This is a genomic window from Pantoea eucrina (genome assembly GCF_002095385.1).
In the GTDB taxonomy this organism is placed as follows: Bacteria; Pseudomonadota; Gammaproteobacteria; order Enterobacterales; family Enterobacteriaceae; genus Pantoea; species Pantoea eucrina.
The window spans coordinates 34278-50254 of sequence record NZ_MIPP01000011.1 but is presented as its reverse complement, the minus strand read 5'-3'; the positions used below and the strand labels follow the sequence as shown (position 1 = coordinate 50254).

11 protein-coding genes and 3 pseudogenes are annotated in these 15977 nt (G+C 55.3%); 3 read left to right on the top strand and 11 right to left on the bottom strand.

Annotation, left to right across the window (positions count from 1 at the left end; genetic code table 11):
• Positions 1 to 401 precede the first annotated feature (401 nt).
• Both HA43_RS07130 and HA43_RS07125 read right to left on the bottom strand, forming a co-directional pair.
• Positions 402 to 1517, bottom strand: coding sequence for a type IV toxin-antitoxin system AbiEi family antitoxin (locus HA43_RS07130; RefSeq protein WP_094111304.1), 1116 nt, complete (start codon positions 1515 to 1517; stop codon positions 402 to 404).
• Positions 1518 to 1779: 262 nt separating this feature from the next.
• The gene (locus HA43_RS07125) at positions 1780 to 2340 is read right to left on the bottom strand and encodes a single-stranded DNA-binding protein (RefSeq protein WP_039382009.1); all 561 of its coding nucleotides are present in this window, start codon (positions 2338 to 2340) and stop codon (positions 1780 to 1782) included.
• A 226-nt stretch (positions 2341 to 2566) separates the two neighbouring features.
• Here HA43_RS07125 and uvrA point away from each other — a divergent pair.
• Together uvrA and HA43_RS07115 are read left to right on the top strand one after the other, a co-directional pair.
• A pseudogene (gene uvrA, locus HA43_RS07120) lies at positions 2567 to 5393 on the top strand (excinuclease ABC subunit UvrA).
• A gap of 258 nt (positions 5394 to 5651) precedes the next feature.
• A pseudogene (locus tag HA43_RS07115) lies at positions 5652 to 6715 on the top strand (NAD(P)-dependent alcohol dehydrogenase).
• 4 nt (positions 6716 to 6719) lie between these two features.
• Here HA43_RS07115 and HA43_RS07110 read toward each other — a convergent pair.
• From HA43_RS07110 to dnaB, 6 genes are all read right to left on the bottom strand, one after another.
• Positions 6720 to 7070 carry an MmcQ/YjbR family DNA-binding protein gene (locus HA43_RS07110; protein ID WP_094111303.1) on the bottom strand — a complete coding sequence of 117 codons (351 nt, stop codon included), beginning with the start codon at positions 7068 to 7070 and terminating at the stop codon, positions 6720 to 6722.
• A gap of 3 nt (positions 7071 to 7073) precedes the next feature.
• Complete coding sequence (locus tag HA43_RS07105; protein WP_094111302.1) at positions 7074 to 7490, bottom strand: secondary thiamine-phosphate synthase enzyme YjbQ; 417 nt, start codon at positions 7488 to 7490, stop codon at positions 7074 to 7076.
• Between the two features lie 150 nt (positions 7491 to 7640).
• A complete protein-coding gene (locus HA43_RS07100) occupies positions 7641 to 8834 on the bottom strand; it encodes an amino acid aminotransferase (protein ID WP_128083787.1) in 1194 nt (397 codons plus the stop codon).
• Positions 8835 to 8881: 47 nt separating this feature from the next.
• Positions 8882 to 9496: a YitT family protein gene (locus HA43_RS07095; RefSeq protein WP_039381991.1), complete on the bottom strand. Its 615-nt coding sequence runs from the start codon at positions 9494 to 9496 to the stop codon at positions 8882 to 8884.
• Positions 9497 to 9724: 228 nt separating this feature from the next.
• Positions 9725 to 10216, bottom strand: coding sequence for an Lrp/AsnC family transcriptional regulator (locus HA43_RS07090; RefSeq protein WP_094111300.1), 492 nt, complete (start codon positions 10214 to 10216; stop codon positions 9725 to 9727).
• Between the two features lie 128 nt (positions 10217 to 10344).
• Entirely contained in the window at positions 10345 to 11751 is a 1407-nt protein-coding gene (gene dnaB / locus HA43_RS07085) for a replicative DNA helicase (protein ID WP_039381986.1), read from the bottom strand.
• Positions 11752 to 11824: 73 nt separating this feature from the next.
• Here dnaB and HA43_RS07080 point away from each other — a divergent pair, with 73 nt between their 5' ends.
• Positions 11825 to 12808: a quinone oxidoreductase gene (locus tag HA43_RS07080; RefSeq protein WP_039381983.1), complete on the top strand. Its 984-nt coding sequence runs from the start codon at positions 11825 to 11827 to the stop codon at positions 12806 to 12808.
• Positions 12809 to 12987: 179 nt separating this feature from the next.
• On the opposite strand, the gene pspG is transcribed toward HA43_RS07080, so the two are convergent.
• From pspG to HA43_RS07065, 3 genes and pseudogenes are all read right to left on the bottom strand, one after another.
• Positions 12988 to 13251, bottom strand: a complete 264-nt coding sequence (gene pspG / locus HA43_RS07075) for an envelope stress response protein PspG (RefSeq protein ID WP_094111299.1) — start codon at positions 13249 to 13251, stop codon at positions 12988 to 12990.
• Positions 13252 to 13432: 181 nt separating this feature from the next.
• The gene (gene dusA, locus HA43_RS07070) at positions 13433 to 14428 is read right to left on the bottom strand and encodes a tRNA dihydrouridine(20/20a) synthase DusA (RefSeq protein WP_094111298.1); all 996 of its coding nucleotides are present in this window, start codon (positions 14426 to 14428) and stop codon (positions 13433 to 13435) included.
• Positions 14429 to 14518: 90 nt separating this feature from the next.
• Positions 14519 to 15780: pseudogene (locus HA43_RS07065) on the bottom strand (conjugal transfer protein TraF).
• Positions 15781 to 15977: the final 197 nt, after the last annotated feature.

Here is a 15977-nt window from a genome sequence, read left to right as displayed (position 1 = left end):
GAGAGTCCGGAAACCTCAGCAAAAGCTGTTAGCGACATAATACGCAGAGCAAAACCGGCACGCCTCTGGCTGTAAAAAGCGCGTCACTGCTGGCGGGCTATATCGCAGCGTAAACCTGCCGGGCTGACGCTACGGCACTTCTGTTTTCGTCAGGCTGTCCGTTGCCTCTCAATCTCAGTCAGTAACTTCTGGACTAACCCTGCAGCAAAACGCTGTCGGCTAACAAGCTCATCTTCGTCTTCATCGTTCCCGCTATGGAAACGTGCATAGGCAACGGGGGACCAAACCACCGACAAGTCTCAGAGTTTCTCTCAAATTTCCAAAGGCGCTTAACAGTGTAAGCAGCGTCCTCTCGCATGCCAGTGTGACATTTTGATCGTATCCAGCCGCTGTACGAGGTTTCAATTCCGTTGCCATAAAGACTCCAATCGTTCTCTGATATGTTGCGCCAGTTCCTTGTTGCGGCCCCGACCATCTAATAAGTCCAGATACAGAATGTAAGGACTGGCAAAAAAGACAGGCTGATCCGAGCGCATATATCGATAAAGCAAACTCGCAGGTTCGCGCTCAATGAGCGTAACGTTTGCCCTTCTGCTCACTGGCTTCAGGCCTAATCTATCAGCCATCTTATCCGCGTAGCCCCTGGGCACAATAATTTCTGCTCCCTCAGTACTGGTCAGCAGTGGAGCATAAACATTCGCTGCAGCAGCACCCGTAAATGCCCACGGATAATCCACTTTCTGACGGTCTATCTCTTCCGCCAGGTGAGCCAGCAGATGCTCGGGCGTTTCGACAAAGGTGTACCACTTTGACCTCTTTTCTTTACGTCCCTGCCACTGCTCAGACCAGGCGTCCAAAAGCTTATCAGGGTGAGTGAGCATTCTGCGCTTGCCCGGTCCTCTACCAGTAGACTCCACCCATTCACGCAATGTCAGCTCCTGCAGGACGAGAGAGCAGGTGTATGGAGATGTTTCGGCTTTTTCGGCCAGTTCTGCGCCGGTCAACCACTTATGGCTATTCATCAGAAGCGCATGTATTACACTTTCCCGAGCCTCAGTGAAAAGCTCAATGCCATGAGTGTTCTTTTTGCTACGGTGGGAAGGCTTTTCGATGTTAATGAACCAGCCTTCATGCTTCAGATAAAGGCTACCCCCCAGCTCGAATGAGGCGATATTTTGATTCCTGAGCTCCTGTTTAGCCCCGGGACTCAACTCACCTGCAGCAAGCAGTCCAATCGCTTCGTGACAATCACTGGTTTCATCTATGCCTCTGCGAAGCTGGTAGACAGCATTTCTCAGGTCTCTTGGGTAGACCTGTTTTTTGACCTCGACGAATACCTGCAGGGTTTTACCCGGAGTCTTGATCACAATCTTGCCATCAAGTTCAACTCCAGCTTCGGGAAGCTCGTGTGAGGCATTCAGTACAGAAGCTTCGGAGCCGAAGGCTTCAGCAATAGCTTCCCTCAGTGCATCCAGCATCTGTTGTTCGAATTCTGAATAATGTGGGTAATGGCTCATGACATTCATTTCCAGCCCGTTATTAGCTGCGCAGCTAATAATGAGTTTAAGGCTAATATTGGTCTTTTCTGCTTTGCATCAGCTGGCGCGTCCATACAGATAAAATATGCCACTCTTTTTTCTCCTGGCTGTCATGCAGGATCTTTGGATCAAAAAACGGATATGAATTGATATTTGATGAGTGCCAAAAGTACAAAATAAAAAGCCCCTGTATTAACAGGGGCTTGCGCACATATTTTTAAAGGTGACTGATCAGTCAGCTTCAGAACGGGATATCGTCGTCGAAATCCATTGGCGGTTCGTTGTTCGCCGGTGCGCTCTGCTGCTGTGGACGCTGCTGCGCGCCGCCGCTGAACTGATTGCCGCCCTGAGACTGCTGCTGCTGCGGCTGCTGTGGCTGACCCCAGCCGTTGTTATTTCCGCCGCCGCTCTGGCCGCCCATCGGTGCGCCACCTGCATTCGCACCGCCCTGCTGACGTCCGCCCAGCATCTGCATGGTGCCGCCTACGTTGACAACAACCTCGGTGGTATATTTTTCCTGGCCGCTCTGGTCCTGCCACTTGCGCGTACGCAGCTGACCTTCAATATAGACCTGTGAGCCTTTACGCAGATATTCACCGGCAACTTCAGCCAGTTTGCCAAACAGCACAACGCGGTGCCATTCGGTGTTCTCTTTGTTTTCACCGGTCTGCTTGTCACGCCAGCTTTCAGACGTGGCCAGCGTAAAGTTGGCTACAGCGCCACCGTTTGGCATGAAACGCACTTCCGGATCCTGACCCAGATTCCCGACAAGAATCACTTTGTTTACGCCACGACTGGCCATGTTGCTCTCTCCCGATGAGTTGATGCTATAAGTCTAAACGACAAAGTTTAACACGTCCTGATCTATGATGGATACTTTGGAGCGTGCTTCCAGTTTTGCGCCTCTAGTGTACCAAAGGATAAAACTACTGGATATTTATTCAGGTTATTTTTTGTGCCATAATGATGCGTTTCTATCCGTTATGCTTTGCTGGCATAGCGGGTGTAGTTCAATCCGGGAAAGGTGAATGGATAAGATCGAAGTCCGCGGTGCTCGCACCCACAATCTGAAAAATATTAACCTGATCATTCCACGCGATAAGCTGATCGTTGTCACCGGTCTCTCAGGTTCCGGGAAGTCATCGCTGGCGTTTGATACGCTCTATGCCGAAGGTCAGCGGCGCTATGTAGAGTCCCTCTCTGCTTACGCGCGCCAGTTTCTCTCGCTGATGGAGAAGCCGGATGTCGATCATATCGAAGGCCTGTCGCCCGCCATTTCCATTGAGCAGAAATCGACTTCGCATAACCCGCGCTCGACGGTGGGTACTATTACTGAAATCCACGACTACCTGCGCCTGCTGTTTGCCCGCGTGGGTGAGCCGCGCTGTCCCGATCACGACGTCGCGCTTGCGGCGCAGACCGTAAGCCAGATGGTGGATCAGGTGCTGGCGCAGGAAGAGGGTCGCCGCCTGATGCTGCTGGCGCCGGTGGTGAAAGATCGCAAAGGTGAGCACACTAAAACGCTGGAAAACCTGGCGGCGCAGGGTTACATCCGTGCCCGCATCGATGGCGAAGTGTGCGATCTCTCCGATCCGCCGAAACTTGAGCTGCAGAAAAAGCACACTATTGAAGTCGTCATCGATCGTTTTCGCGTGCGCGACGATCTCGCCACGCGTCTGGCGGAGTCGTTTGAAACCACGCTTGAACTCAGCGGCGGCACCGCGATCGTGGCGGACATGGACGATCCTGACAGCGAAGAGATGCTCTTCTCCGCCAACTTCGCCTGCCCGATCTGCGGCTACAGCATGCGTGAGCTGGAACCGCGCCTGTTTTCGTTCAACAACCCGGCCGCGCCTGTCCAACCTGTGACGGCCTTGGCGTGCAGCAATACTTTGATTCCGATCGCGTGGTGCAGAACCCTGAGCTGTCGCTGGCGGGCGGTGCGATTCGCGGCTGGGATCGCCGCAACTTCTACTATTTTCAGATGCTGCGCTCGCTCGCTGAGCATCTCGATTTTGACGTGGAGGCGCCGTTCAGCAGCCTGAGCGACAAAGCGCGTCAGGTGATCCTGTATGGCTCGGGCAAAGAGAATATTGAATTCAAATATATCAACGATCGCGGTGATACTTCCGTGCGGCGTCATCCGTTTGAAGGGGTGCTGCATAATATGGAGCGCCGTTATAAAGAGACGGAGTCCAATGCGGTGCGCGAAGAACTGGCGAAGTTTATCAGCAACCGCGCCTGCACCAGCTGTCACGGTACCCGCCTGCGCCGCGAAGCGCGCCACGTGTTTGTTGAAGATACTAACCTGCCTACCATCTCTGAAATGAGTATTGGTCATGCGATGGAGTTTTTCACCAACCTTAAACTGAGCGGCCAGCGCGCAAAAATTGCTGAGAAAGTCCTGAAAGAGATCGGCGATAGGCTGAGTTTCCTGGTCAACGTCGGCCTGAACTATCTCTCCATGTCACGTTCGGCTGAAACGCTCTCCGGCGGCGAGGCGCAGCGTATTCGTCTGGCCAGCCAGATTGGCGCGGGCCTGGTTGGCGTCATGTACGTTCTTGATGAGCCTCTATCGGGTTACACCAGCGCGATAACGAACGCCTGCTCTCGACCCTGATCCACCTGCGCGATCTCGGCAATACCGTGATTGTGGTAGAGCATGACGAAGACGCGATCAGAGCGGCTGACCATATCATTGATATCGGTCCGGGCGCGGGCGTGCACGGCGGACAGATAGTGGCTGAAGGTGATGTACACGCCATTATGGCGCATGAAGAGTCGCTGACCGGCCAGTTCCTGAGCGGCAAGCGCGAAATCGCAGTGCCGGCCGAGCGGGTGAAAGGCGATCCGGCTAAAGTGCTGAAGCTCACCGGCGCGCGCGGCAATAACCTGAAGGATGTGACGCTGACGCTGCCGGTTGGCCTGTTTACCTGCATCACCGGCGTCTCCGGCTCCGGGAAATCAACGCTTATCAACGATACGCTTTTCCCGATCGCGCAGCAGCAGCTTAACGGTGCAACCAGCGGTGAAGCGGCACCTTATCGTGAGATCGCCGGCCTTGAGCACTTCGATAAAGTGATCGACATCGATCAAAGCCCGATCGGGCGTACGCCACGATCTAACCCGGCGACCTATACCGGCATTTTTACGCCGGTGCGTGAACTCTTTGCCGGTGTGCCGGAGTCGCGCTCGCGCGGCTACAATCCGGGCCGCTTCAGCTTTAACGTGCGCGGCGGACGCTGTGAAGCGTGCCAGGGTGATGGCGTGATCAAAGTGGAAATGCACTTCCTGCCCGACATCTATGTGCCGTGCGATCAGTGTAAAGGCAAACGCTATAACCGCGAAACGCTGGAGATCAAGTACAAAGGCAAAAGCATTCACGAAGTGCTGGAGATGACGATTGAAGAAGCGCGCGACTTCTTTGAAGCGGTCCCGGCGCTGGCACGCAAGCTGCAGACGCTGATGGATGTCGGCCTCTCCTATATCCGTCTCGGCCAGTCCGCCACCACGCTCTCTGGTGGTGAGGCGCAGCGCGTCAAGCTGGCGCGTGAGCTGTCGAAGCGCGGTACCGGACAGACGCTCTATATTCTGGATGAGCCGACCACCGGCCTGCACTTTGCCGATATTGCGCAGCTGCTGGAAGTCCTGCATCAGCTGCGTAATCAGGGCAATACCATTGTGGTGATTGAGCATAATCTGGATGTGATTAAAACCGCAGACTGGATCGTGGATCTGGGTCCCGAAGGCGGCAGCGGCGGCGGTGAGATCCTGGTCGCCGGTACGCCGGAAACCGTGGCAGAGTGTGAAAAGTCACATACCGCACGCTTCCTGAAACCGATGCTGAAGAAGTAAGGCTTTTCTGTCTGCGCCTTTACCATTATCAGGCCGCCCTCCGGGGCGGCTTTTTATTTGCCGGTTATTCAGACGTGCCTGATTACGCAACAAAATGCAGAAACAGGCAAGAATCAGACAATTTCAGGCATGGTCGCATCCAGGCGAGCTGACTACGCTTATAGCGGTCTGCTTGCAACGCTGCCTCAGCGTTGCGGCCTTTCGAACTCCGTAAGGCGTTTGCATACCCTACTCACGACACATCCGACTGGAGACACCATGAATATTACCCATGCCTGGCTGCACAGGACGCCAAATCAAAACTCGCCCCGTTCGACTACAAACCGCGCGAACTGCGTGAGCATGATGTGGAGATTGAAGTGCTCTATTGCGGCGTCTGCCACTCCGATCTGCACCAGGCGCGCAACGAATGGAACAACACAATTTTTCCGGTCGTACCGGGCCATGAAATTGTCGGTCGCGTAACCGCCGTGGGCGCGCACAGCCATAAATATCAGCCCGGTGACCTGGTGGGCGTTGGCTGTATGGTTGACTCCTGCCGCAGCTGTCCGAGCTGTCACGAAGGGCTGGAGCAGTATTGCGAAGAGGGCATGACGGGCACCTACAACGGCCAGGATCGCGAAACCGGCGCGGTCACCTACGGTGGCTACTCCACCAGCATGGTGGTCAACGAAGATTTTGTGCTGCGCGTGCCGGAAAACCTCGACCTGGCAGGCGTTGCGCCGCTGCTGTGCGCGGGGATCACCACCTATTCGCCGCTGCGCCACTGGAATGTCGGGCCGGGCAAAAAAGTGGGTATCGTAGGCCTCGGCGGCCTGGGCCATATGGGGGTGAAAATTGCCCATGCGATGGGCGCGCAGGTCGTGCTGTTTACGACATCGCCATCAAAAGTCGAAGATGGCAAACGTCTTGGCGCTGATGAAGTGGTGATATCTAAAGATGCCGATCAGATGGCGGCCCACGCTAACAGTTTCGATTTTATTCTGAACACGGTAGCCGCACAGCACGATCTCAACCCGTTTATCACCCTGCTGAAGCGTGATGGCAATATGACGCTGGTCGGTGTGCCCGAGCACGATCATCCGGCACCTCAGGTGGTTAACCTGATTTTCAAACGCCGCAGTGTCTCTGGCTCGCTGATCGGCGGCATCGCTGAAACGCAGGAGATGCTCGATTTCTGTGGCAAGCACGGCATCACCTCAGACATTGAACTGATTGCCATGGATCAAATTAATGAGGCGTATGAGCGCATGCTGAAAAGCGATGTAAAATATCGCTTTGTCATCGATATCAATACCCTGCGCGATACGCCTGCGGCGTAACGGCTCAGGCGCTGTGCTGGCTGGCGCCCGCCGCGTGCGTGGCGTCGGCCTGCTGGTAAGAGGCGTCAACCAGATAGTAAATCTGCGAATCCTTCAGCGATCCATCCAGCCACAGCGTGCTCCAGCAGGATTTATTCAGGTATTCGCTGGGAAAGACGTCGCTGTGCTCTTCACGCAACAGTTCAGCCAGTGCGGGAGAGGTTTTCAGCGTCACCGCCGGCCGCCCTGCTTTCTCATAAAGCATGGCAAACAGCACACCGTGGCTCTTAATCTGCGTTGCATCCCACGCCTCTTTAATGTCCTGTTCTGCGGCGGGTTTGCTCATACAGTAGGTCAATAGCTCAGAAATCGTCATTGGTTATTCCCCTTGTAAAGTCGCGACGATGCGTCTGGCACCGCCCTGTATGCGATGTTCGCCCAGCCAGATGCCCTGCCAGGTCCCCAGCATCAGCCGCCCGCGACTGACCGGCAGCAGCAGTGAAACGCCCAGCAGTGACGACTTGATATGGGCAGGCATATCGTCTGCGCCTTCATAAGCGTGCTGCCACCCTGCGTTTTCAGGCACCTGGCGTAAGAAATGCTGCTCCATGTCGCTGCGCACGGTGGGATCGCAGTTTTCATTCAGCGTCAGCGACGCGGAGGTATGCTGTAACAGCAGATGCAGCTGGCCGATGCGCACGCCATTGAGGCCGTTAAGCTGGCTTAAGATCTCATCGGTAATGAGGTGAAACCCGCGCGCTTTTGCGCTCAGGGTGAGGGTCTGTTGCTGCCACATAGCAAAGTCCTAAAAAAACAGGTCTCTTAAGTGTGCAGCATGTTGGCGAAAGGTAAACCCTGCCGCAGGAAAAAGCATCAGCCTGCCTGGCAGACGCAAAAAAAAACCATCCGCATGAAAACGGATGGTTTCTGGTTTCGCGTCCGGCGGTTACATAACGGCAGCAAACGCCTCTGCAACGCGTTTAACGTTACCGTGGTTCAGACCAGCAACGCACATACGTCCGCTGGCGATAAGATAGATGCCGAACTCATCACGCAGGCGATCAACCTGCTGTGCGCTGAGACCGGTATAGCTGAACATACCGCGCTGCTTCAGCAGATAGTCGACATTTTTACCCGGCAGAATTGCCTGCAGCTCGCTGACCAGCGCCTGGCGCATCTCCGCAATACGCAGGCGCATCGCGTCAACTTCTGCCAGCCACATGTTCAGTAGTACGGCATCATTCAGCACGCAGGAGACTACCTGCGCACCAAAATTTGGCGGACTGGAGTAGTTGCGGCGCACGGTGGCTTTCAGCTGACCCAGCACCCGTCCCGCTTCTTCAGCGCTGTCGCAGACCACAGAGAGCCCGCCCACGCGCTCGCCATAGAGCGAGAAGATCTTGGAAAATGAGTTGCTCACCAGCGCCGGCAGACCCGCGGCTGCGATAGCGCGAATGGCGTAAGCATCCTCTTCCATTCCTGCACCAAAGCCCTGATAGGCGATATCGAGGAACGGGATCAGCTCCTGCGCTTTCAGCACGGCGGTGGTCTCATCCCACTGGGCGTCAGTGAGATCGGCGCCGGTCGGGTTATGGCAGCAGGGATGCAGCAGCACAATGGCATGCTTCGGCAGCGATTTCAGGCAGCGGATAAATGCGTCAAACTTAACGCCGTTGGTCTCAGCATCGTACCAGGGGTAGGTGTTTACCGCGAAGCCCGCGCCGTTAAAAATCGCTACGTGATTTTCCCAGGTCGGATCGCTGACCCAGACCTCTGAGTGCGGAAAATAGCGCTTCAGGAAATCAGCCCCCACTTTCAGCGCACCGGAACCACCCAGCGTCTGAATAGACGCGATGCGTCCCGCTTTCAGCACCGGGTGTTCGTGACCAAACAGCAGCGGCGCAATGGCGTTACGGTAAGGGCCTAAACCTTCCATCGGCAGATAGAGTGATGCCTGATGCGGCTGCGCCTGCAGACGCTCTTCAGCTGCCGCAACGGCCTGCAGCTGCGGAACGATCCCTGCTTCGTTGTAGAACAGGCCGATACTGAGATTGACTTTATGCGCGCGCGGATCTTGTTTGTAGGTTTCCATCAGCGACAGAATCGGATCGCCGGCGTAGGCATCAACGTTTTGAAACACGGTGCAGATCTCCATAAAAATGCATGAGTAAGCGTAAGACGGCGCTTTTATACCTGATAGCGGCCAGGACGATGGTTCAGCGCAATGATAAGGTTGAGGATCGCCGCGCCCGCAACAGAGGCCAGCAGCATCGGTAGCGGTACAACAAACAGCGAGGCGCATACCACACAGGTATCAACCATCATCTGTAGCTTCCCGGCACGCAGACCGGTGCGATCCTGCAGCCAGAGCGCCAGAATATTGATACCACCCAAACTGGCTTTGTGACGAAACAACACTATAAACCCGATCCCCATGACCACGTTACCGAACAGTGTCGCATAAAAAGGATTTAATGCCGAAAAGTGGATAAACAGCGGATGCAGCTGTGTGAACAGGGAAACCAGCGCCACGGCACCAAAGGTTTTGCAGGTAAATTCCCACCCCATGCGGCGTATCGCCAGCCAGTAAAACGGCAGATTGATGGCAAAAAAGGCGGCGCCGAAAGAGGAGGATGAAAGGTAGCTGATTAAAAACGCGATACCGGCCGTTCCGCCGGTCAGCGCGCCCGCCTGCTTCAGCAGCATGACGCCAAATGAGACCATCAGCGTTCCCAGCACGATAGCCAGCGCATCTTCGATACGGGAGTGAGGAGCCGCCACTGGCTGAGCGATGTTGTCCATCAGGAGTTCTCTGTGCAAATAAAAGCGATATAGCTGCAAAAAACGCACCACTCCGGCCTCGCTGCTGCTTAGCCGGAGGGTGCCAGCGAATATCCCATTGATATCTAAGGCGCTTTATTGCACAGTTTTATGCATGAATCAGAATAAAACCGTTGATTCATGCACAAATTCGGTATTAATCGCGAGAAATAAGCAGAGAGAGGGAGTCTGATGCACTTTTATGGCGCATTATGCACCTTTATGGCGCACTTTGTGCGCAGGCTTCATCATCAGGCCATTCTCTTTCAGCCGGTTGAGTACCACCGCCGTTTTAACGTGCGACACGCTCTGATGGCCCGCCACCAGCTGGCTGATCAGCGTGCTCAGCGAGGCGAGATCGGCCACCGCCACTTTCAGCAGATAGTCAGCGTCTCCGGTGGTTTTAAACGCGTCAACAATGGCGGGTTCCGCTTCCACCATCTGCAAAAAATTATCTTCGTAATCAGGCGTATGGTTTTTCAGCCGCACTTCAATCAGTCCGACCATGCCGAGACCCACCGCATCAGGCGACAGCCGGGCATGATAGCCAAGGATTAAATTCGCCTGTTCAAGGTTGATGCGGCGGCGTGAGCATTGTGATGCGGATAACCCCACCAGATCGCTCAGTTCCTGATTGGTAAGACGGCCGTTAGATTGTAATAGCGTCAATATCTTAAGATCGTAATCATCTACCTGCGTCATTCTGATCCCACAGCGTTGTCACATTCGCTTTGGCACAGATAACCTGATAGCGGGTCGCCTTGTCCAACACTATTTTCTGATGACGTGAGATGCATGCACAAAACGTGCATGCACTGGCAGGCAAAGGCTTATTCGTCGTCGTATTGCGGGCCGGCGTAGTTGTCAAAGCGCGACCACTGGCCGTTGAAGGTAAGACGCACGGTACCGATCGGCCCGTTACGCTGCTTGCCGATGATGATCTCAGCGATGCCTTTCAGATCGCTGTTTTCGTGATAAACCTCATCGCGGTAGATAAACATGATCAGGTCAGCATCCTGCTCGATCGATCCTGATTCACGCAGATCGGAGTTAACCGGACGTTTGTCGGCGCGCTGCTCCAGTGAACGGTTTAGCTGCGACAGCGCCACGACCGGCACATTCAGCTCTTTGGCCAGCGCTTTCAATGAACGCGAAATTTCGGCGATCTCCAGCGTACGGTTCTCGGAGTGCGACGGCACGCGCATCAGCTGCAGATAGTCGATCATGATCATGCTCAGACCGCCATTTTCGCGGAACACGCGGCGGGCACGCGAGCGTACTTCGGTTGGCGTCAGGCCGGAAGAGTCATCAATAAAGATGTTTTTCTTCTCCAGCAGAATACCCATCGTGGCGGAGATGCGCGCCCAGTCCTCATCTTCCAGCTGGCCGGTACGAATACGCGTCTGGTCCACGCGCGACAGAGATGCCAGCATACGCATCATCAGCTGCTCGCTGGGCATCTCCAGACTGAAGATCAGCACCGGTTTCTCATTGAGCATCGCGGCGTTTTCGCACAGGTTCATGGCGAACGTGGTTTTACCCATTGAGGGACGCGCCGCCACGATAATCAGATCGGACCCCTGCAGGCCAGCCGTTTTTTTGTTCAGATCCTGATAGCCGGTATCTACGCCGGTTACGCCATCGTGCGGCGTTGAGACCAGCGCTTCAATACGGGACACGGTGGCTTCAAGGATCTGCTCAATGTTCTGCGGGCCGTCATCTTTATTCGCGCGCTGCTCGGCGATTTTAAAGACGTTGGATTCGGCAAAGTCGAGCAGATCTTCACTGCTCCGCCCCTGCGGATCGTAACCGGCGTCGGCAATCTGATTGGCAACCGCAATCATCTCACGCACTACCGCACGTTCGCGCACGATATCTGCATAGGCGCCGATGTTAGCCGCACTTGGCGTATTTTTCGCGAGTTCGGCCAGATAGGCAAAGCCGCCCGCCATCTCCAGCTCGCCGCGCGTTTCCAGCGACTCTGACAGCGTGATCAGGTCGATAGGCTGGCCCAGCTCCAGCAGCCGCTGCATCTCAGCAAAAATCATGCGGTGTGAGCGGTTAAAAAAATCGTCTGCGACAACGCGCTCAGAGACGTTGTCCCAGCGCTCGTTGTCCAGCATCAACCCACCCAGCACCGACTGCTCCGCTTCTATGGAGTGCGGCGGCATTTTTACGCCTTCCAGCTGCCGATCGCGGGGTTCGTTCGATTTGTTGGTGGGTTTGTTTCCTGCCATAGTGAATGCATTACCGATCGTGAAAGGGACGCGCAAGTATACCGCCCCCGGATGAACATTCACAGGAGTCAGCATGGCAAAGCGTATTCAGTTCAGTCAGCACGGTGGTCCGGAGGTTTTGCAGTGGGCAGATTTTGATCCTGCCGATCCGGCTGAGCATGAGGTGCAGGTAGAAAACCGGGCGATAGGCATCAACTATATCGACACCTATGTGCGCAGCGGGCTCTACCCGGTTTCAGCCTTTCCTTCCGGACTCGGTACCGAAGCGGCAGGCGTGGTCAGCAAAGTGGGCGCAGCGGTCACGCGTTTTCAGCCTGGCGATCGGGTGGTTTACTGTCAGGCCGCTCTGGGCGCTTACAGTGAACTTCACAACGTTGCGGAAGAGCGGCTGGCGCTGCTGCCGGAGAGTATCTCTTTTGAAACGGCGGCTGCCTCATTTCTTAAAGGGCTGACGGTCCAGTATCTGCTGCGACAAACCTGGAAAGTCAAAGCGGATGAGACGTTTCTGTTTCATGCTGCCGCAGGCGGTGTGGGTCTGATTGCCTGCCAGTGGGCCAAAGCGCTGGGTGCACATCTTATCGGCACGGTGGGTTCTGCCGAAAAAGCGCAGATTGCCAAAGCGGCTGGCGCATGGGCCACCATCAACTATCGCGAAGAGGATATTGCACAGCGCGTCAGCGAACTGACGCAGGGGAAAAAAGTGGCCGTGGTGTATGACTCTGTCGGTAAGGATACCTGGGAACCATCGCTCGATTCTCTGCAGCGCCACGGGCTGCTGGTCAGCTTTGGCAACGCCTCCGGCCCGGTAACCGGCGTGGATTTAGGGATTCTTAATAAGAAAGGCTCTCTGTTTGTCACCCGCCCGTCGCTGTTTGGCTATATCACAAACCGTGAGGAGCTGGAGCAGGCGAGCAGTGAACTCTTTTCCCTGATAGCCAGCCGCGCCATTCAGGTAAACGTACCGGAGCAGCAGAAGTTCCCGCTGCGCGATGCCATGCGCGCGCATCAGATACTGGAGAGTCGTGCGACCCAGGGCTCCAGCCTGCTGCTGCCCTGATGCAGGCAAAAAAAGAGGGCTTCCTGAAGGAAGCCCCTGATTCTTTTTTTAGTTCGCGCTGTGTAGGGACAGCGGTACTGAATCTGTATACGTATAGTGGCAGAAAACATAAGTAAAAAATATGTTTACGTTTTATTTAGCGCCAGCGCAATTCAGCGCTGTGATCTGAGCCGCATTTTTTACCAGCCGCGTCGCTCCATCCTGCTGATTTTTCTCCTGAGCCGGTTCAGTCTGGTGCTGCTACCCGGTGTGGTAACGCTGCGCCAGACCCAGACGGCGACCACGGCCAGCAGCAGCCAGGGTAACAGTTTTATAACAAAGGCAAACAGGCCGGTTAAAAACATCAGCACGGTGGCAACGGCTAAAGCCGCAATCACCCCCAGCAGGGAAACGCCGGTCAGCAACAGCATTACAAAGAACCCAAGCACAAATACAATTTCCACGTCTATTCTCCTCTGTCAGGACTCTGCTGACAGATACAATTTTCGTGCCAGATTGGTTAATTTATAAGATATTGATTGAAAAGTATTTATTCAGGGCGCTGCTGTAGAAGTGGTGAGAAAAACCAGGTTTCAGGCAAAATAAAACCGCACCATTTCTGCTGCGGTTTTCAGAGAGCGCGGATTACGCTTCCTGGGGGATGCGATCGGCCACCAGCGCCAGCGCGGCTTCCAGCACCCGCACATCAGCACCCGGTTTATGGGCATTTTCGCTCAGATACCGTCGCCACTGACGGGCACCCGGAATACCCTGAAACAGCCCCAGCATATGCCGGGTGACGTGCCCCAGATAAGTGCCCTGCGTCAGTTCCGCTTCGATATAGGAATACATTGAACGCACAGCGGCGACCAGATCCACTGCCGGCGTTGTGCGGCCAAAAAGCTCGCGGTCAACCTGCGCCAGCACGGAAGGATTTTGATACGCTTCGCGGCCCATCATCACGCCATCCAGATGCATCAGGTGCGTCTTGGCCTCTTCCAGCGTTTTTACCCCGCCGTTGATCGCCATGGTCAGCGCCGGAAAATCACGTTTTAGCTGATAAACGCGCGGATAGTCCAGCGGCGGGATCTCCCGGTTCTCTTTGGGGCTCAGGCCTGACAGCCAGGCTTTGCGAGCGTGAATGATAAAGGTGTCGCAGCCGCCCCGCTCTGCCACGGTGCCGGTAAAGTCGCGCAGAAACGCGTAGCTGTCCTGCTCATCAATACCGATGCGGGTTTTTACCGTGACCGGAATAGAAACCACATCGCGCATCGCTTTAATGCAGTCAGCCACCAGGTTCGCATCCGCCATCAGGCAGGCACCAAAACGACCGTTCTGTACGCGGTCGGAAGGACAGCCCACGTTAAGGTTGATCTGATCGTAACCGCGCGCTTCAGCCAGTCGGGCACACTGCGCCAGCGCCGCCGGATCGCTGCCGCCCAGCTGCAGCGCAACCGGATGCTCCTCTTCGCTATAGGCAAGGTAATCGCCTTTGCCATGAATAATCGCGCCGGTCGTCACCATTTCGGTATAGAGCAGCGTATCGCCGGTCAGCTTGCGATGAAAATAGCGGCAGTGACGATCGGTCCAGTCGAGCATCGGCGCGATAGAGAAGCGTTGCGAAGAGAAGTTATCAGTCATGAAGCGCAGTAGATCCGGAGTTAAATGATGAGAAACTGCGCAATGATACCACAGCCGTCACGGACGACACAGCCGCCCGTGACAGACCCGTCAGAAGTTAAAGCCGAGCTGTACCATCGCACCCCAGGTACGATCTTTACCGGCGGAGCCGCGAGATCCAGATGCACCGCATTATTAAACGGCGACAGCCCGAGGCCGGCGGTAACCACGTTAACGTCATTTGATTTCAGATCGGCGCGATAGCCTGCCCGCAGTGCCAGCCAGTCGAGCACGCGATATTCCGCGCCTGCGCCCGCATACTGGCTGCTCTCCTGCGACTTAAAGCGTTTGGTTTCCGTCAGGTCCACATCGCCGGTCAGGGTAACCGGCCCGCGCTCCCATGCCAGTCCGGTTGTCACCAGCGGACGGATTTGATAGGTATCACGATAGCCATTGACGACTTTGGTTTCCAGATCGCGTGAGATCAGGTTCTGCCCGGTCAGACCAAACGTCCAGTTTTCAGCAAACGCGGTTGCGAGACCGGCATCAACGTTAAAGCCGGTGTCTGAACTGCGATAGCGTCCGTTTTTAAGATCGTTTTTATCGTAGTTATAGACGCTGGCGCTGTAGTTATAGAGCCAGGTCTTCTGCAGCTTGGGCGTAATACCGAGCGAGACCGGATGACCGGCAACCGTGAACTCATGCGCCATGGCGATACCATAATCGGTGACCAGCGCTGCCAGTCCGTTCGCGCTGGAGCGCAGGTTATCCTGATCGCCCGGCTGCGGAAACGCCCCGTTTGCCAGACTATCCAGATAATCGATATCGCTCTGAGCCACATTGGCCCGGATATGGGCGGTGCCATAGGCTTTGGTAATAAAAGCAAACGGCAGCGTCGCATTGGGAACGGTGACGGCCAGCGCAACGCCAGCGGTGGCATCCGCTTTGTTACCTTTAAGCCCGCGCAGCTGATCGGCCATATCACCGGCTGCGGCACGCAGTTGCGGTACCGCATTGATGGCGGCAAACGGATCCGAGATGAGATTCGCGTTGATGTTATCAATCACGTCGCGATAGCGATCAACCGTATCGGTGATGTCATCAATGCGATCGACCAGCTTGTCTTTATCCGTCACCTGTAACCCGGCAGAGGGAAAAATAATGCCGGCGTTCTCTTCCGGCTGCGCGCGTGTCATCAGCGCGGGGTTAGCCAGCACGGCAGAGCTCCAGTGCGACGATGCGACACCGGTTCCGCCCATCGCATCATTGCGCGCATCATACCAGGTTCCCGCGGCCAGCGCTGAAGAGGAAACCAGCAGCGCGTTTAAACCAGCAAAATAAGCCACCCGGGCCAGCGTAAAGCGTGTTGTCATCATGAGGCTGCTATCACCTTAAAAAATTATTGAGTGTCGCGTAGGCGAAATAATGGTGTTAACCGCTATTCTGAATGGCGGCTAACGCTTCATTGCTGTGAACTGAAAGGGATAAGCACTGCTGTTCGCAGAATTGGACACGATTGCGTCACACTGCGCTTTTTTTAGCCACTCAGGCGAATTATTGCTCTTATAAG